The organism is Enterobacter sp. SORGH_AS_0287, from assembly GCF_031453695.1.
Classification (GTDB): domain Bacteria; phylum Pseudomonadota; class Gammaproteobacteria; order Enterobacterales; family Enterobacteriaceae; genus Enterobacter; species Enterobacter ludwigii.
In genome coordinates this window covers 2,371,914-2,389,846 of the sequence record NZ_JAVIZW010000001.1, presented here as the reverse complement: position 1 = coordinate 2,389,846, position 17,933 = coordinate 2,371,914, and the positions used below count along the sequence as shown (strand labels likewise).

Here is a 17,933-nt window from a genome sequence, read left to right as displayed (position 1 = left end):
ATCATGCTGACGTTTTTCATCAAACGCCCGCGCTTCGCGATGGTGATTGCGCTGGTGATAACCCTGCTGGGTGCCATCGCGCTGAAGATTATCCCGGTGGAGCAGTACCCGCAGATCACCCCACCGGTGGTGAATGTCTCCGCCAGCTGGCCGGGTGCCAGTTCGGCTGACGTGGCGGAAGCCATTGCCACGCCGCTGGAGACTCAGCTTAACGGCGTGGATCACATGCTCTATATGGAATCCACCAGTTCGGATGAAGGTGCCTACAGCCTGAACATCACATTTGCGGCAGGGACCGATCCGGATCTGGCCGCCATCGACGTGCAAAACCGCGTGGCGCAGGCTGTGGCGCAATTGCCCACCGAGGCGCAGCAAAACGGCGTGCAGGTGCGTAAACGCGCCACCAATCTGATGATGGGGGTAAGCCTTTACTCACCGGACAATAGCCACACGCCGCTTTTCGTCAGTAACTACGCCAGCACGCAGGTGCGTGAAGCGCTGGCGCGTTTGCCGGGCGTCGGGCAGGTGCAGATGTTTGGCGCGCGCGACTACAGCATGCGTATCTGGCTGCGTCCGGATCGCATGAACGCCCTGAACGTGACCACCGATGACGTGGCTCAGGCGTTACGCGAGCAGAACGTCCCGGGAGCGGCAGGCCAGGTCGGAACGCCGCCGGTGTTTAACGGCCAGCAGCAAACCCTGACGATTAACGGGCTGGGGCGTTTAAATCAGGCTGAGGACTTTGCAGACATCATTATCCGTGCGGGGGAGATGGGCCAGCTGGTGCGCCTGAAAGATGTCGCCACGATTGAACTGGGGTCGCGCAGCTACAGCTCCGGCGCCCAGCTGAACGGGCATGACTCGGCCTATCTTGGCATCTACCCTACGCCGTCCGCCAACGCCCTGCGCGTAGCCGATGCGGTTCGCGCGGAGCTGGCGCGACTCTCTGCACGCTTCCCGGACGATCTGACCTATGAAGTGAAATTCGATACCACCACCTTTGTCGCCGCGACCATCAAGGAGATTGGCGTCTCGCTGGCGCTGACCCTGCTCGCCGTCGTGGTGGTGGTTTCCTTATTTCTGCAGAGCTGGCGTGCGACGCTGATTGTGGCGCTCGCCATTCCAGTGTCGCTGGTCGGCACCTTTGCGGTGCTCTATACCCTCGGTTATTCGGCCAACACGCTCAGCCTGTTCGCCATTATTCTGGCACTCACCATGGTGGTGGATGACGCCATTGTGGTGGTGGAGAGCGTTGAAACGCTAATGGCGGAAGGGCAAAGCCGCACGGCGGCTACCGCACAGGCGCTGCGCCAGATTGCCGGGCCGGTGATTGCCACCACCCTGGTGCTGCTGGCGGTGTTTGTGCCGGTGGCGCTGCTGCCGGGGATCGTGGGGGAGTTGTATCGCCAGTTCGCGGTCACGCTCTCCACCGCCGTCACGCTCTCAAGCCTGGTGGCGCTGACCCTGACGCCAGCGCTCTGTGCGCTGTTGCTGCGCCCGCGCCCGAAGAAGCCAGCCGCGGTTTACCGCGTTTTCAACCGCGGACTGGAAACCACGCGCACCGTTTATACCCGCATCGTTAACTGCATTAACCTCCGTCCGTGGCTGGTGCTGCTGGCAACGGCCGGCGCGGCGGGCGTGGTGGTGTTCAGCTTTATGTCGATGCCAAAGGGCTTCCTGCCGCAGGAAGATCAGGGCTACTTCTTCGCCAGCGTGCAGCTGCCGGAAGCGGCGTCGCTGGAGCGTACCGAAGCGGTGATGACCACCGCGCGGGAGCTTATCGCCAGACACCCTGCGGTCGAGGATGTGATTCAGGTCTCCGGTTTTAACATTCTCAACGGTACCAGCGCGTCTAACGGCGGGTTTATCTCCATCATGCTGAAGACATGGGGGGAGCGTCCGCCGCTTGATGAGGTGATGGGAACGCTACAGCGTCAGCTGCTGGCGCTGCCGGAAGCGACCATCATGACCTTCGCCCCGCCGACGTTGCCGGGGTTGGGCAACGCCTCCGGCTTCGACCTGCGTATTCAGGCCCAGGCGGGGCAAAGCCCGGCGGAGCTGGAACGCGTTACCCGCAACGTTCTGATAAAAGCTAACCAGCATCCGCAGCTTAACCGGGTGTTTACCACCTGGAGCAGCAACGTGCCGCAGCTGACGCTGACCGTTGATCGCGAGCGCGCTGCCCGCCTCGACGTGCCGGTCTCGCGCATCTTCAGCAGCCTGCAAACCGCCTTTGGCGGCACGCGTGCCGGGGATTTTAGCGTTAACAACCGCGTCTACCACGTGGTGGTACAGAACGAAATGCAGTGGCGCGAGCGTGCCGGGCAAATCAGCGAATTGTTCGTGCGCAGCAATAACGGTGAGCGGGTGCGTCTGAGTAATCTTGTCACGATTACCCCGACCGTTGGCGCACCGTTCCTGCAGCAGTACAACCAGTTCCCGTCGGTGTCAGTGAGCGGGTCGGCGGCAGACGGCGTGAGCAGCAGCACGGCGATGGCCGTGATGAGCGAGCTTCTGGCGGAAAACCTGCCTGCCGGGTACGACTATGCCTGGAGCGGGATGTCTTATCAGGAGCAGCAGACCGGAAATCAGGCCATCTGGATTGTCCTGGCCGCAGTGGTTATGGCGTGGCTGTTCCTTGTCGCGCAGTATGAGAGCTGGACGCTGCCCGCGAGCGTGATGCTCTCAGTCCTGTTCGCCATCGGGGGCGCGCTGGTGTGGCTGTGGATCGCGGGATACGCCAACGATGTGTATGTGCAGATTGGCCTGGTGCTGTTAATCGCGCTGGCGGCCAAGAACGCGATCCTGATCGTCGAGTTTGCCCGCGCACGGCGTCATGAGGGGATGGCGATTGTCGATGCGGCCCGTGAAGGCGCCTCACGCCGCTTCCGGGCGGTGATGATGACGGCGGTGTCATTTATTATCGGTGTGCTGCCGATGATGCTGGCGTCCGGGGCAGGGGCGCAGAGCCGCCGCATCATTGGCACCACGGTGTTCAGCGGGATGCTGGTGGCCACCGTGGTCGGCATTCTGTTTATCCCGGCGCTGTTTGTGCTGTTCCAGCGCCTGCGTGAGTGGGGGCATCGCCTTACGGACTCGTCGCCCACAGCTCGCAATGTTTCTGAACCAGAGAAATAAGCGAACCGCCGTCTGCGATAAAATCGCGCATGCGCTGCGCCTCGCTCTTGCCCTGTTTTAACATCAGGGCTATTTCCTTAATCGCGCTCGTCGCGCCGAGCTTCTCGGCCGACGGCGCAACCTGCTCCAGCAGCCACCCAATATCTTCCGCCACGGTTTTGTGCTCGCCAGTCTGCACGTCCGTCAGAATGCCCTCTAACCCGTAACGACATGCCTGAAAACGGTTAAAGCGGTACAGCAGAAAATCCTTTTCCTGATGCTTATAGGGCCGCGTGGTCAGCAGCCAGTGAGACGTCGCCTGAATCAACCCGGCGATGTTGATCGCGTGGCCGAGCGTCAGCGGTGTATCCATCACCCGCACCTCGACCGTGCCAAAATGCGGGCTGGGGCGAATATCCCAGTGCAAATCTTTAATGCTGTCGATCATGCTGGTGGCGCTCAGACGACGAAACAACCCTTCGAACTCCTGCCAGTTGTTCACCCACGGCATCTGTCCATTATCCGGAAATCCCGAGAAGATATTGAGTCGCGACGAGGCGAACTTCGTGTCCGTACCCTGCATATAGGGTGAGGACGCCGCCAGAGCAATAAAGTGGGGGACAAAGCGCGACAAACCATGCAGCAGATAAATAGCGTCGTCGCCGGTCCGACACCCGACATGCACGTGCTGGCCGAATACCGTCGCCTGCAAAATCAGATAGCCAAACCGTTCGAGCGTGACGTTATAGCGCTCGTCATCGCACACCTCCTGACGCTGCCACTTCTGGAAAGGGTGCGTCCCACCGCCGCAGATCTGAATATGCTGCTCCGCAGCGGCGCGCAGAATACTTTGCTGCATCACCGAGATTTGTGCGGCGGCCTGATCAATGTTCTGACACACGCCGGTGGCGATTTCGAGCATGCTCTCGGTGATATCGTGCTTCACCTCCCCGCCTTTGATGTCGTCTTTGACGGCAGCGATAAGAGCGGAGGAGTCCTGGCTCAGATCGTACCCCGGCGGGTTAACCACCTGCAGTTCAAGTTCAATACCAAGGGTATAAGGTTCAGAGGAATGGAAATCGGGTAATGGCATGGTGCACTCCGTTGTCGTAGATGAAATGAGTATAGACAACGGGTATGGCTCCCACTTCAGGCGGTGGTATAAAGGGACGTGTGGCGGCTATGCTGAACGCCACGGCACACTGATTAGGGCTTTAGCGACCAGGGGAGTTAACAATGTCTGACTATCCAACCATTGCGCTGATTGGACCCGGTGCAATCGGAACCACTATCGCTGCGGTGCTGCATGAGGCTGGCCGCACGCCGCAACTGTACGGACGTACCGCACATCCGCAATTACGTTTGCGGCACGATGAAGGTGAAATCGTGGTACCCGGGCCGGTATTAACCGATCCGACGGTCATCGATCGTCCGTACGATCTGGTTTTTATCGCAGTGAAAACGACCCAGAACGCCGACAGCGCGGGATGGCTGAACGCGCTGTGCGATGAAAACACGGTGGTCTGCGCGCTGCAAAACGGCGTCGAGCAAAAGGCCCAGCTGGCACCGTGGGTCAATGGCGCGACGGTACTGCCGTCGGTGGTCTGGTTCCCGGCACAGCGTGAGCCGGATGCCTCCGTCTGGCTGCGCGCCAGTCCGCGGTTGACGCTGCCGGATGTGCCGCAGGCAAAACGGGTGGCTGATGCGCTGAACGGCACGCGCTGCGCGGTAGACTTGTCGGCAGATTTTCTTACCGTCGCATGGCGCAAGCTGCTGCAAAATGCGGTTGCAGGCCTGATGGTGCTTGCGAATCGTCGTGCCGGGATGTTCTCCCGTGAGGATATCAGCGAGCTGGCGCTGGCGTATTTGCGCGAGGGGCTTGCCGTGGCCCGAGCAGAAGGCGCGGTGCTGCACGATGACGTTGCGCAGGAGATCCTGGCGAATTTCCAGCGCGCACCTGCCGATTTAGGCACGTCTATCCTCGCCGATCGTCAGGCCAACCGTCCCATGGAGTGGGATATCCGCAACGGCGTGATCCAGCGCTATGGTCGTGCTCACGGTATTCCCGTTCCGATTAGCGATGTGCTGGTTCCCCTGCTTGCTGCAGGCAGCGAAGGGCCGGGTTAACGGCCGCTGACTTTTCGTTCGGCAAAATAGTGCGCGGGCGTGGTGCCCATGGCTTTCCTGAACATGGTGATAAACGCATTCACGGATTCATACCCAAGCGTTGTCGCCACGTTCTGGACCGGGACACCGCTTGCCAGCTCCTGCAGGGCAATAATCAACTGCAGCTGCTGACGCCAGCGGCCAAAGCTCAGCCCGGTCTCGCGCGCCATCAAACGCGCAAAGGAGCGCTCGCTCAGCGCCAGCCGTTTCGCCCACGCTTTCAGGGTGCTTCTGTCGTCAGGATGGCTGACCAGCGCGTCGGCCATGGCGCGAATTTTGGGATGGGCTGAAACGGGCAGGCTCAGCTTCTGCTGCGGCATGCTGGCGAGCTCATCAAGCGTCACTCTGGTCAGCCGCGCGGCATGGCTCTCTGGCGGATAATCAACGCGTTCATGCGTCAAACGGTCAACCAGCGCTTTGATTAACGGGGAAATGGCCAGCGTGCAGCATTTCTCCGGCAGCGCGGCGGCACCGGGCTCAATAAACAGATAGTTGAGATGAGCATTCCAGGTCGCTTTGGCGCTGTGTGCGATCCCGCCAGGGATCCAGACGGCACAGTCTGGCGGCACGATCCAGATATCATTTTCCGCATGACAAATCACCGCGCCATACAAAGCAATAATCAGCTGCCCCTTACGGTGGGTGTGCACCGGCACTTCCGCGGCGTACTCCACGAAATCCAGATGTCGGGCTACGGCCGGGCATGCGGTGGCGTCAGGATCGAAGAGCGTATTGGCAAGTTGAGGTTTCACGTTTCTGGCAACATTTAGGTATTTTTTGACAGAATAGAGTATTTAAGCGGGTTCGCAAGCCAGTAATAATTCTGGCATGAACACATTAAACGCTTTTCATTTTCATTCGTGGCGCGCCATGCGTGAGCGCTTATCTCCCGTGCTGCATAACGATGCCAGCGCGCTGCTCTATTCCGCGAGAAGTTTTGCAGCGGCGATGCTCGCTTACTACATTGCGCTGTCGATAGGCCTCGAACGTCCATCGTGGGCCATTATTACCGTCTATATCGTGTCGCAGACGTCGGTGGGGGCCTCGCTGAGCAGAAGTCTCTATCGTCTGGCCGGCACCGTTGTGGGGGCCTGCGCCACCGTTGCGATCGTGCCTGTCTTCGTCAATATGCCGATCCTCTGCAGCGTGATGCTGTCGGGCTGGATCACGTTCTGCCTCTATTTATCTCTGCTGGAGCGCACCCCGCGGGCGTATGCCTTTGTGCTGGCCGGGTACACTGCGAGCCTGATTGGTTTTCCTGCGGTATCCGACCCCGGCGGGATTTTTAATATCGCCATTATCCGTGTGCAGGAGATTGTCATTGGGATCTTCTGCGCGGCGCTGATACATCGCTATGTGTTACCCGCGCGTATCTCCGGCCTGTTCAACAGTAAGTTATCGCAAACCCTGCACGCCGCGCGTGTGCGGGTGGCTGACACCCTCGCAGGCAAACCCGTCGCGGTTTCAGACCCGCTGCATCTGGCGCTGGCGCTGCAGTTTCTGCAGGGCATAAGCCACCATATTCCGTATGATTTTGCCCTGTCTGCTCCGGTGCGGCAGGGCAGAAAGGCTATCCATGACCGACTGGCGCGGCTGGTCATCGTCAACTGTGAATTACGCGATCGCTTACCGGCGACGGTGTCTGCCGGGTTGCAGGTATTGCTCGACGACGTTCAGGCCTGGCTGGGGGATAAAGATGCTGCACGCCACAGCACGGCAGATGCGTTAATGGCACGCAGTGAACAGCTCGCAGAGCGCTACGCTGCACAGGCCCGGACGATGGACGACGCGCTACAGGCCAGTTTTGTCCGTTATCTGACGCAGGCCATTGCGCTGTTGCAGCAGTGCGAACGTCTTTCTGATGCCATCCACCATGCGAAGCCCGCCCACGGACTGACGGCGGGCAGGGCAGTTAAAGGGTATGTTTTTCACCGCGATCCTCTTACTGCCGCCCGCACCTCGCTGGGCGCGTTCGCCATTATCCTGAGCGGCTGCCTGGTCTGGATCTTCTCCGCCTGGCCCGATGGCAGCACGGCAGTCTCTATCCTTGGGGTCTGCTGCACGCTGTTTGGCAGTTTCGACACCCCGGCTCCGCACATCGTGAAATACATTATTGGCTCGTTCTGGGGCGTATTGATTAGCCTGCTGTACAGCTTTGTGCTGCTTCCGCAGGTGAGCGATTTCCCCGTGCTGGTGGCCGTGCTGGCGCCGGTATATCTGCTGGCCGGGTCGCTTCAGGCACGTCCTCCCACCACGTTTATGGCGATGGGGATCACCCTGACGCTGCCGGTATTGTGCGAGCTGGGTGCCCACTACAGCGGAGACTTTGCCACGGCGGCCAATACCGCCATTGCGCTGTTTGCCGCAACCGGCTTTGCTGTTATCAGCATGAGCCTGCTGCAAACCGTACAGGCCGACGCGGCCATCGCGCGTCTGCACACGCTGTGCCAGCGCGATATTCGTCGCAGCGTGAAGGGCAAGCTTCTGCTGGATGAGACGCACTGGACCAATCTGATGATTGACCGCGCTGCCCTGTTACTGCCGCGCCTGCAGCGCAGCGGACGTGCCTCAGCGCAGGTGCTTAACCCGCTGCTGCGCGCGCTGCGCATCGGCCTTTCGGTGATGCATTTACGCCGCTGCGGTATGCCCGCGAGCAGGGAGATTAGCGCGCGCCTGTATCACCTGAACGACACCGACGCCTTGCGTGAACACATCGCCGACCACATCCGCCTCTGTTTGCCTGCCACAGATGCACAAACGCGCCAGTTTGTCGGCCATCTGGTGGATTTACATTGCGCATTACGGAGGGCAGACGATGGTCAATGATCTGAATATCGGGGGCGTTTTTATCCCGGGACTGCTTGTCACCGCGCTCGCGGCGCTGGCCTGCACGCTGGCACTCATCGCGTTTTTATCGCTCAGCAGGCTCTACCGTCGTTTGCCTTTTCGCCCGCTGCTGGACGTTTCAACTTATCTGGTCACCTTTTTCCTGCTGATGCAGGGCCTGACCGCGCTGGGGTTATTTAGATGAAATCACTACTTTCTCTGGTCGGTCGCTATGCGCTGACGTTATGTGCCGTCGTGGCGGCCACGCTTCTGGCTTTTATGATGTGGAAACATTATGCGCAAACGCCCTGGACCCGCGACGGCCGGGTACGGGCGGATGTGGTACAGATTGCGCCGGACGTATCCGGGCCGGTAATCCGCGTGGCCGTCCGGGATAACCAGTGGGTTAACCGGGGCGATGTGCTCTACGCTATCGACCCGCACTGGCTCACGCTGGCGGTGGCCAGCGCGCAGGCGGAGGTGGAATCCAGACGGCATGAGATGGTGATGCGACAGGATGCCGCCAGACGACGCTCACAGATTAAAGCCGCGATATCCAGCGAGGATTTGCAGCAAACGGGCAGCGCCGCGAACGTCGCGGTGGCGAATTATCACGGTGCGCTGGCCGCGCTGGAGCTGGCCGAGCTTAATTTGTCCCACGCCACCGTACGGGCTCCCGTCTCGGGTTATATCACCCATCTGCGGCTTCGCCCGGGGGACTATGCCACCGCGGGGGAGACTAAGGTCGCCATCGTCGATGCGCACAGTTTCTGGGTGGTGGGGTATTTCGAGGAGACCAAACTTCGCCATATTCGCGTTGGGGACACGGCGCATATCGTGTTGATGGGCTATGAACCGGTGATTGCCGGGCATGTTGAGAGCATCGGCCATGGGATCGGTGATAACAACGATGAGACGGGCGGGCTTGGGCTTCCCGACGTCGAGCCGACGTTTAGCTGGGTGCGGCTGGCGCAGCGCGTCCCGGTGCGCATACATATTGATGCATTGCCGAAGGGGATTGAGCTGGTAGCCGGGTTGTCGGCGAGCGTGGAGGTGGTGCGTTGAGGGCGACGGGAGTCCCTGTTTATATTGCGGCATAACGGCGATACCAGGGCAAATATCCTGCACCCTGACGCTTATTGGATATACTTCATGTGGCAGGTTGTGCTGTTTCCGGATTTTTCAGCCAGAGCGGAGACACCGCATCGTACATCCTGCAACGGGAACCAATGAAAATGTTCACCATGAAACAGTTATGGAGGTGTGGAAGATGGGATTATTAAGTTTTGTGAAAGAAGCGGGCGAGAAAATCTGGGATGCCATATCCGGCGGTAGCAAGGAAGATCAGGCCGACAAGCTGAAAAAACATATTGATAGTCTTAACCTGCCTGGTGCCGAAAAGGTCAACATTAATGTCGCGGACGACGGTACGGCGACGGTGACCGGCGACGTGGGCTCCCAGGAAGATAAAGAAAAAATTCTGGTGGCGGTAGGTAACGTCACCGGGATTGGTCAGGTCAATGATAGCGTGACCGTCACCCAAAGCGGGGTGGAAAGCCGCTATTACACGGTGAAATCCGGCGATACCCTGAGCGCCATCTCAAAAGCGATGTATGGCTCTGCCAATGAGTATCAGCGTATTTTTGAAGCCAATAAACCGATGCTGACGCATCCCGACAAAATCTACCCGGGTCAGGTACTGATTATCCCGGCTAAGTAAGCCGTCAATCAGGACGTGTTAGCGATGTTTGTAGGGAGTCTGTGATGGGATTATTAGATCAAATCGGCAGCCTGGCCGGCGGGCAGGGCGGTAAGACGGAGCAACTCCAGGCGATCATGGCCTGGATTGAGCAGCAGGGCGGCATTCAGGGGATCCTCGAAAAATTCCGCAATGGCGGCCTGGGCGGCGTTGTCGAGTCGTGGCTTAGCCAGCAGAGTAATCAGTCGGTGAACAGCGAACAGATCACATCGGTGTTTGGATCGCCAGCGCTGCAGGATCTCGGCGCAAAACTGGGCGTGGATTCTCAAACCGCGTCGACGCTGATTGCTGAATACCTGCCTAAAATCGTCGACGGCCTTTCACCACAGGGCGAAGCCCCGGCCGAGGGCGACCTGATGTCTGCGGGACTTAACCTGCTCAAAGGTAAGTTCCTGAGTTAGTGCAATCCGCAGCGTCATGACGCCGTGTACATACCAGGCCTGTATTCGGGCCTGGTATGTAGTATCAGGCTTAATGGGAAGAGACAAATATCGACGCCTGCTGCACAGGCGGAACGGCGAAATTACGCTGCATACGTTTTATTTCCTCTGCGGGTGGCAAACCAAACAGCCGCTTGAATTCACGATTAAACTGCGATGGACTTTCATAACCGACGGCGTAGCTCGCGGCGGCGGCGGTAATATGCTGACGCACCATCAACATCCTTGCCTGGTGCAGGCGCACCGATTTCACATACTGCATCGGCGGCATACGGGTTATCGCTTTGAAATGGGTGTGAAACGTCGGCACACTCATTCCGGCCTCCATCGCCAGTTGATTAAGCGTTAACGGCTCAGCGTAGGCGGCATGGATGTGCTGCAGTACTTTGCCAATTTTGCCGAACTGCCCCTGTAAGGCCAGCGCGGCGCGCATGGCCTTGCCCTGGGCGCCCGTCAGGACGCGGAAATAGAGCTCTCGCACCCGCGCCGGGCCGAGGATCGCCGCCTCAAGCGGATTGTTCAGCACTTCAAGCAGGCGCAGCACGGCCGTTTTTACCGCGTCGTCCATCGGGCTCGACATCATGCTTTGCGGCGCAGCGGGAGGATGTGGGGCGTGATGCTGCTCAATCTGCAACATCAGTTCAGCGGCAAGCTGAAAATCCAGATGCAGATATATCGCCAGTAAGGGGTGTTCTGCCGACGCGTCGGTTTCCATCACAAACGGCACCGGAACCGACACGGCCAGATAGTGCTGTTCATCATACAGATAGGTCTGCTGACCGAAAAAGCCGCGTTTGCTGCCCTGGCAGACAATCACAATCCCCGGATCGTAAAGCACGGGCGTTCGCGCAAGCGGGCGGTCGGCACGCAAAATTCGCACATCAGGCAACGCCGTCAGGTTGTACCCCTCCTGCACCGCCAGTGCTTTTACTAAGGTAATCATCCCGGACATCACTGCACCTCATAAAATCAGGCAATAAAAAGAGAAAATATGGCCTAAAAATACGGCAAAGCAGAGAATACCATGCAACCTTCACTGTTCATGGGAGTTATTTATGGCATCTGCAAAAACAATCTTAATCACCGGCGTCAGCAGCGGCTTTGGTCGTGCTCTGGCGGAGGAAGCCCTCGCCGCAGGCCATCGGGTCGTGGGGACCGTGCGCACCCCCGAAGCAAAGCAGGCATTCGAGGCACTCGATACGCAGCGGGCATTCGGCTGCCTGCTTGATGTCACGGACTATGCGCACATTGATGAAGTGGTTACGCAGAGTGTGTCTGCCGTCGGCCCGATTGATGTCCTTGTGAACAATGCCGGTTACGGTCACGAAGGCATACTGGAAGAGTCCTCGCTCGCAGACATGCGCCGCCAGTTTGAGGTGAATGTGTTTGGCGCCGTCGCGATGATCAAAGCCGTGCTGCCGGGCATGCGCCAGCGTCGTCACGGCCATATTCTTAATATCACCTCGATGGGCGGTTTCATCACTCTGCCCGGCATCAGCTATTACTGCGGCAGTAAATTTGCGCTCGAAGGCATATCAGAAACGCTAAGCAAAGAGCTTGCTCCGTTCAATATACATGTCACTGCGGTGGCACCGGGCTCGTTTCGCACCGACTGGGCAGGACGCTCGATGGTACGCAGCGCGCGCAGCATCCCGGACTATGACGCGTTATTCGATCCTGTCCGCCAGGCTCGTCAGGAAAAAAGTGGTCAGCAACTCGGCGACCCCGTAAAAGCGGCGCGCGCCATGCTGGCTATCATTGAGAGCCAGAACCCGCCGACGCATTTATTGCTTGGCAGTGATGCTTTGAGTTTAGTGCGGGAAAAGCTCGCGCGTTTAGGTGAGGAAATCGATCGCTGGGAAGCGTTAACACGTTCAACGGACGGCTGAGCGGCGAACACGGGAACATGATTACAGGCCGGTTTGCCACCGGCCAGTACGGGTCGCGGTGAAAGCCGCGACACTATGTTGATTGCTGGCGTTCAGGGCAGACGGTACTGCGACGCCATGCCCCGGGGGCCTGGCCATACTGACGCTTAAAGCTGCGGTTGAAGGACTGCTGGGAGTCAAAGCCCAGCGCGATCGCCACGTTCAGGATCGGTTCATCGCTGTGGGTTAAGCGCTCGACCGACTTTTGCAGCTTTTGTGCACGAATATACTCGGCCAGCGGATAACCGGTATGTTCCTTGAAGATCCGCTGGAGATGCCATTTCGAGTAGCCGGCGCGCCTGGAAACGGTGTTAATGTCCAGGCGGCTTTCAAGGTTGTTGTCGATCCAGTCGAGTAGATCATGAATAAATGCGTCAGTGTTCATGGTTTCCCCCACGCCGCGTTTTAAAAAGCATTTTTGTCTGTTGCATTTAAAGATGACTCGCTCTGACATTAAATGCAAGTTTTATTGTTGCATTTAAATCCTTGCCGAAAACGCGCCTTTTGCCCCTGAGCCAAATAGCACATAAAGTGTATTAATTATTCTTGCACTAAATCTGACGCCTTCCTACAATCGCCGCGATAGTGTATTCGCAACTGTTACAGTTTTGTGGCGATGAACGACACAAATAGTCTCAAGCCAGTCCGGACAAAGGAAGTGGCGCCGCGTCTCCCGCAGCGTCTTGCCCGGCGGCTACCATTACCGGAATAAAAATAATGAGCCTGCAAAAACCCTGGGTTAACGTTCATCTGACGGCGCTGGGAGCGATGTTCCTCTCCATGCTGCTTGTCGGATGCGATGACGGCGTGGCACAAAATGCCGTCCCACAAGCGCCCGCTGTGAGCGCCGCTGACGTGGTAGTGAAATCCATCAGTCAGTGGGATAGCTTTAACGGCCGGATTGAAGCGGTGGAAAGCGTTCAGCTGCGCCCCCGCGTCTCCGGCTACATTGATAAAGTGAATTACACCGACGGCCAGGAAGTGAAAAAGGGCGAGGTGCTGTTCACTATCGATGACAGAACCTATCGCGCTGCGCTGGAACAGGCGCAGGCCACCTTAACGAGAGCCAAAACGCAGGCCAGCCTGGCGCGCAGTGAGGCTAACCGTACCGATAAACTCGTCAATACCAACGTCGTCTCCCGTGAAGAGTGGGAGCAGCGCCGTTCGGCCGCCGCTCAGGCGCAGGCCGACATTCGCGCCGCGCAGGCAGCAGTTGACGCGGCACAACTTAACCTCGATTTCACCAAAGTGACCGCGCCTATTGATGGCCGCGCCAGCCGCGCGCTGATCACCAGCGGTAATCTGGTCACTGCGGGTGACAGTGCCAGCGTCCTCACCACGCTGGTCTCCCTGAAAACGGTTTACGTCTACTTTGACGTGGATGAGGCAACCTACCTCCACTATCAAAATCTCGCCCGCAGCGGGCAGGGCGCGTCCAGTAATCACCTGGCGCTCCCGGTTGAGATTGGTCTGGTGGGGGAGGAGGGTTATCCCCATCAGGGCAAGGTGGATTTTCTTGATAATCAGTTAACGCCGAGCACCGGCACCATCCGTATGCGCGCGCTGCTGGATAATGCGCAGCGTCAGTTCACGCCAGGACTGTTTGCCCGCGTACGCCTGCCGGGCAGCGCTGAATTCAAAGCCACGCTTGTCGACGATAAAGCGGTGCTGACCGATCAGGATCGCAAGTACGTTTATATCGTTGATAAAGAAGGTAAAGCGCAGCGCCGCGATATCACGCCGGGGCGTCTGGCCGCCGGTTTACGTATCGTGCAGCAGGGGCTGAACCCTGGCGATAAAGTCATCGTCGACGGTTTACAAAAAGTGTTTATGCCGGGTATGCCGGTTAACGCGAAAACCGTTCCGATGACCGCCAGCGCCGCGCTTAACTGATCCCTTACCCGAGAATCCGACATATGGACTTTTCCCGCTTTTTTATCGACAGGCCGATTTTCGCCGCAGTACTGTCGATTCTGATTTTCATCACAGGATTAATCGCTATCCCGCTGTTGCCGGTGAGCGAATATCCTGACGTCGTACCGCCAAGCGTGCAGGTGCGCGCGGAGTATCCGGGTGCCAACCCGAAAGTGATTGCAGAAACCGTGGCGACGCCGCTGGAAGAAGCCATCAACGGCGTTGAAAACATGATGTACATGAAATCCGTTGCAGGCTCTGACGGCGTACTGGTAACCACCGTGACGTTCCGCCCGGGTACCGACCCGGATCAGGCGCAGGTTCAGGTGCAAAACCGCGTGTCACAGGCCGAGGCGCGTCTGCCGGAAGATGTACGACGTCTGGGTATTACCACCCAGAAACAATCACCGACGCTGACGCTGGTGGTGCATCTGTTTTCGCCGGGCGGCAAGTACGATTCACTGTATATGCGTAACTACGCCACGCTTAAAGTGAAGGACGAACTGGCGCGTCTGCCGGGCGTGGGTCAGATTCAGATTTTTGGCTCTGGCGAATACGCGATGCGCATCTGGCTGGATCCCGACAAGGTGGCAGCCCGCGGGTTGACGGCCTCGGATGTCGTGACGGCGATGCAGGAGCAAAACGTTCAGGTTTCTGCCGGACAGCTTGGCGCCGAGCCGCTGCCGAAAGAGAGCGATTTTCTGATCTCCATTAACGCCCAGGGGCGTCTGCACACGGAAGAAGAGTTTGGCAATATTATTCTGAAAACGGCGCAAGACGGCTCGCTGGTACGCCTGCGCGACGTGGCGCGTATTGAAATGGGCTCTGGCAGCTATGCGCTGCGTTCCCAGCTCAACAACAAAGACGCGGTCGGGATCGGTATCTTCCAGTCCCCGGGTGCGAACGCCATCGATTTGTCTAACGCCGTGCGCGCGAAAATGAACGAACTGGCCACGCGTTTCCCGGAAGATATGAAATGGGCAGCACCGTACGACCCGACGGTTTTCGTTCGCGATTCCATTCGCGCGGTTGTGCAGACCCTGCTGGAAGCGGTGGTGCTGGTAGTACTGGTGGTGATCCTGTTCCTGCAGACCTGGCGCGCGTCGATTATTCCGCTGATCGCGGTGCCGGTATCGGTTGTGGGGACGTTCAGCATTCTCTACCTGCTTGGCTTCTCACTGAATACCCTGAGTTTGTTCGGGCTGGTGCTGGCTATCGGTATCGTCGTGGATGACGCCATCGTGGTGGTGGAAAACGTCGAGCGAAATATCGAAGAGGGGCTTTCTCCGCTTCAGGCTGCGCATCAGGCAATGCGTGAAGTTTCGGGGCCGATTATCGCGATAGCGCTGGTGCTGTGCGCGGTGTTTGTACCGATGGCGTTCCTCTCCGGGGTAACCGGCCAGTTCTACAAACAGTTTGCGGTGACTATCGCGATTTCGACGGTGATTTCCGCCATCAACTCGCTGACGCTCTCGCCGGCACTGGCAGCGCTGCTGTTAAAACCGCACGGCGCCCCGAAAGACTTCCCGACCCGGCTTATCGATCGTCTGTTCGGCTGGCTGTTCCGTCCGTTTAACCGCTTTTTCCACCGTAGCTCAAACGGTTATCAGGGGCTGGTGGGGAAAACGCTCGGACGCCGTGGCGCGGTGTTTGTTGTTTATGTGCTGCTGTTGTGCGCGGCTGGCGTCATGTTTAAAGCGGTCCCCGGCGGGTTTATACCTACCCAGGATAAGCTGTATTTAATTGGCGGTGTGAAAATGCCGGAAGGGTCTTCACTGGCCCGCACCGATGCGGTGATCCGCAAAATGAGCGAAATCGGGATGAATACCGAAGGCGTGGATTATGCGGTCGCTTTTCCTGGGCTTAACGCGCTGCAGTTCACCAACACGCCGAATACCGGGACGGTCTTCTTTGGTCTGAAACCGTTCGATCAGCGTAAACACACGGCGGCGGAAATTAACGCTGAGATCAATGCCAAAATCGCTCAAATTCAGCAGGGCTTTGGTTTCTCCATTTTGCCACCGCCGATTTTAGGGCTGGGGCAGGGGTCGGGTTATTCGCTGTACATCCAGGATCGCGGCGGTCTGGGCTATGGTGCGCTGCAAAACGCGGTGAACACCATGTCTGGTGCGATTATGCAGACGCCGGGGATGCATTTCCCGATCTCAACTTACCAGGCTAACGTTCCGCAGCTGGATGTGCAGGTTGATCGAGATAAGGCGAAAGCGCAGGGCGTGTCGCTGACCGATCTGTTCGGTACGCTGCAAACCTATCTGGGATCGTCTTATGTGAACGATTTTAACCAGTTCGGGCGTACCTGGCGCGTGATGGCGCAGGCCGACGGGCCGTTCCGCGACAGCGTGGAAGACATTGCGAATTTGCGCACCCGTAATAATCAGGGCGAAATGGTGCCAATCGGCAGTATGGTGAATATCAGCACCACCTACGGGCCGGATCCGGTGATCCGTTATAACGGTTATCCGGCGGCGGATCTGATTGGCGATGCCGATCCGCGCATTCTCTCTTCGGCACAGGCGATGACGCAACTGGACGGAATGTCTAAGCAGATCCTGCCGAACGGGATGAATATTGAATGGACGGATCTAAGCTTCCAGCAGGCCACTCAGGGCAACACGGCGCTGATCGTCTTCCCGGTCGCGGTACTGTTGGCTTTCCTGGTGCTGGCCGCACTGTATGAAAGCTGGACCCTGCCGCTGGCGGTGATCCTGATCGTTCCGATGACGATGCTGTCCGCGCTGTTTGGCGTCTGGCTGACCGGGGGCGATAACAACGTCTTCGTGCAGGTGGGGCTGGTGGTACTCATGGGGCTGGCATGTAAAAACGCCATTCTTATCGTTGAGTTTGCGCGCGAGCTGGAGCTTCAGGGGAAAGGAATTATGGAAGCGGCGCTGGAAGCGTGCCGCCTGCGTTTACGCCCGATTGTGATGACCTCCATCGCCTTTATTGCCGGGACGATTCCGCTGATCCTCGGCCACGGCGCAGGCGCAGAAGTGCGCGGTGTCACCGGGATCACGGTGTTCTCCGGGATGCTGGGCGTGACGCTGTTTGGTCTGTTCCTGACGCCGGTGTTTTACGTGACGCTGCGTAAATTCGTTACGCGCGGCAAACCGGTCAACGACGTTTTACCTGCCTAGGTTTTTACAGGGCACAAAAAAACCGCCTTCTCGTTAAGGCGGTTTTTTTCGTATCAGGAAGGGCATGACTACGCTTTTTTATGCAGGCCTTCAATTTCAGGCACCGGATCGCACCCGCTGGTATCGGCTTTTTTGACCTTTTCCAGCGCGCTGGCCACGGTATGTTGAGCCAGAACCTCTAACGAAGCCTGCTCCGCTTCATCGGCGATAGATTTGAAGTACCAGCACGCATTGGCGCTGACGACGCAACGAGCCGGTACGTCAGGACGCGACGCCCACAGCTTTTTATCTTCTATCACAGAAACATAGATATCACGCAGGGTGATCTTATCCGCCGGACGACCAAGATGAATAGAACCGTTACGGCCAAGGGTTGAGACGATAATGCCGTCACGCGTAAGCGGAACCATCAACTTGCGGATAAAGCTCGGATTCGCTTCCAGTCCGTAGGCCAGAATCGCACTCGTCGAACGTTCACCCGATTGCTCCGCCATCGCTACGCTGAGAACCATCTGCAAAGCTGTCGGGAAGCGGTAATCTAACATTTCATTGTCCTGGGTTGCGGTGAATCTTGTTCTTTTTGGCACCGCAGAGGTGAATAATCAATAAGTAACAATATAACAAATAC

At 58.0% G+C, this 17,933-nt stretch carries 15 protein-coding genes; 10 read left to right on the top strand and 5 right to left on the bottom strand.

From position 1 onward, the window contains the following. Positions 1-3: 3 nt before the first annotated feature. Positions 4-3,138, top strand: a complete 3,135-nt coding sequence (locus QE396_RS11390) for an efflux RND transporter permease subunit (protein WP_014168976.1) — start codon at positions 4-6, stop codon at positions 3,136-3,138. Here QE396_RS11390 and QE396_RS11385 read toward each other — a convergent pair. Beyond that, positions 3,089-4,210 carry a YbdK family carboxylate-amine ligase gene (locus QE396_RS11385; protein ID WP_040016833.1) on the bottom strand — a complete coding sequence of 374 codons (1,122 nt, stop codon included), beginning with the start codon at positions 4,208-4,210 and terminating at the stop codon, positions 3,089-3,091. The two genes, QE396_RS11390 and QE396_RS11385, sit on opposite strands and share 50 nt — an antisense overlap. A 143-nt stretch (positions 4,211-4,353) precedes the next feature. Here QE396_RS11385 and QE396_RS11380 point away from each other — a divergent pair, with 143 nt between their 5' ends. Next, complete coding sequence (locus QE396_RS11380) at positions 4,354-5,244, top strand: oxidoreductase (RefSeq protein WP_014168978.1); 891 nt, start codon at positions 4,354-4,356, stop codon at positions 5,242-5,244. Here QE396_RS11380 and QE396_RS11375 read toward each other — a convergent pair. Beyond that, on the bottom strand, positions 5,241-6,035 hold the full coding sequence (locus QE396_RS11375) for a helix-turn-helix domain-containing protein (RefSeq protein WP_025204769.1): 795 nt from the start codon (positions 6,033-6,035) through the stop codon (positions 5,241-5,243). The genes QE396_RS11380 and QE396_RS11375 overlap by 4 nt on opposite strands. 76 nt (positions 6,036-6,111) lie before the next feature. Between QE396_RS11375 and QE396_RS11370 the strand changes: the two genes are divergently transcribed. The 5 genes from QE396_RS11370 (at position 6,112) to QE396_RS11350 (ending at position 10,269) form a co-directional block, all read left to right on the top strand. Continuing rightward, entirely contained in the window at positions 6,112-8,109 is a 1,998-nt protein-coding gene (locus QE396_RS11370) for an FUSC family protein (RefSeq protein WP_309951094.1), read from the top strand. Further along, positions 8,099-8,314, top strand: coding sequence for a DUF1656 domain-containing protein (locus tag QE396_RS11365; protein WP_014168981.1), 216 nt, complete (start codon positions 8,099-8,101; stop codon positions 8,312-8,314). The genes QE396_RS11370 and QE396_RS11365 overlap by 11 nt, the downstream gene beginning before the upstream one ends. Further along, complete coding sequence (locus QE396_RS11360; RefSeq protein WP_014168982.1) at positions 8,311-9,174, top strand: HlyD family secretion protein; 864 nt, start codon at positions 8,311-8,313, stop codon at positions 9,172-9,174. Before QE396_RS11365 ends, QE396_RS11360 begins: the two co-directional genes overlap by 4 nt. 205 nt (positions 9,175-9,379) lie before the next feature. Beyond that, positions 9,380-9,829 (top strand): peptidoglycan-binding protein LysM, encoded by a 450-nt coding sequence (gene lysM, locus QE396_RS11355; RefSeq protein ID WP_041162929.1) that lies wholly within the window; start codon positions 9,380-9,382, stop codon positions 9,827-9,829. A gap of 44 nt (positions 9,830-9,873) precedes the next feature. Beyond that, positions 9,874-10,269, top strand: coding sequence for a YidB family protein (locus QE396_RS11350; protein ID WP_041162459.1), 396 nt, complete (start codon positions 9,874-9,876; stop codon positions 10,267-10,269). Positions 10,270-10,339: 70 nt separating this feature from the next. Here QE396_RS11350 and QE396_RS11345 read toward each other — a convergent pair whose 3' ends face one another. Further along, positions 10,340-11,260: an AraC family transcriptional regulator gene (locus tag QE396_RS11345; RefSeq protein ID WP_041162460.1), complete on the bottom strand. Its 921-nt coding sequence runs from the start codon at positions 11,258-11,260 to the stop codon at positions 10,340-10,342. A 103-nt stretch (positions 11,261-11,363) separates the two neighbouring features. Here QE396_RS11345 and QE396_RS11340 point away from each other — a divergent pair, with 103 nt between their 5' ends. Then, complete coding sequence (locus tag QE396_RS11340; RefSeq protein WP_014168986.1) at positions 11,364-12,197, top strand: oxidoreductase; 834 nt, start codon at positions 11,364-11,366, stop codon at positions 12,195-12,197. A gap of 73 nt (positions 12,198-12,270) precedes the next feature. Here the strand turns inward: QE396_RS11340 and QE396_RS11335 are convergent, their stop codons facing one another. Beyond that, entirely contained in the window at positions 12,271-12,621 is a 351-nt protein-coding gene (locus tag QE396_RS11335) for a helix-turn-helix domain-containing protein (RefSeq protein WP_032670748.1), read from the bottom strand. 332 nt (positions 12,622-12,953) lie between these two features. On the opposite strand from QE396_RS11335, the gene QE396_RS11330 reads away from it, so the two are divergent. Together QE396_RS11330 and oqxB are read left to right on the top strand one after the other, a co-directional pair. Beyond that, the gene (locus QE396_RS11330; RefSeq protein ID WP_014168988.1) at positions 12,954-14,129 is read left to right on the top strand and encodes an efflux RND transporter periplasmic adaptor subunit; all 1,176 of its coding nucleotides are present in this window, start codon (positions 12,954-12,956) and stop codon (positions 14,127-14,129) included. Between the two features lie 23 nt (positions 14,130-14,152). After that, entirely contained in the window at positions 14,153-17,305 is a 3,153-nt protein-coding gene (gene oqxB / locus QE396_RS11325; RefSeq protein WP_020885098.1) for a multidrug efflux RND transporter permease subunit OqxB, read from the top strand. 68 nt (positions 17,306-17,373) lie between these two features. Here oqxB and QE396_RS11320 read toward each other — a convergent pair whose 3' ends face one another. Next, a complete protein-coding gene (locus tag QE396_RS11320) occupies positions 17,374-17,850 on the bottom strand; it encodes an Rrf2 family transcriptional regulator (RefSeq protein ID WP_020885097.1) in 477 nt (158 codons plus the stop codon). Between the last annotated feature and the right edge of the window lie 83 nt (positions 17,851-17,933).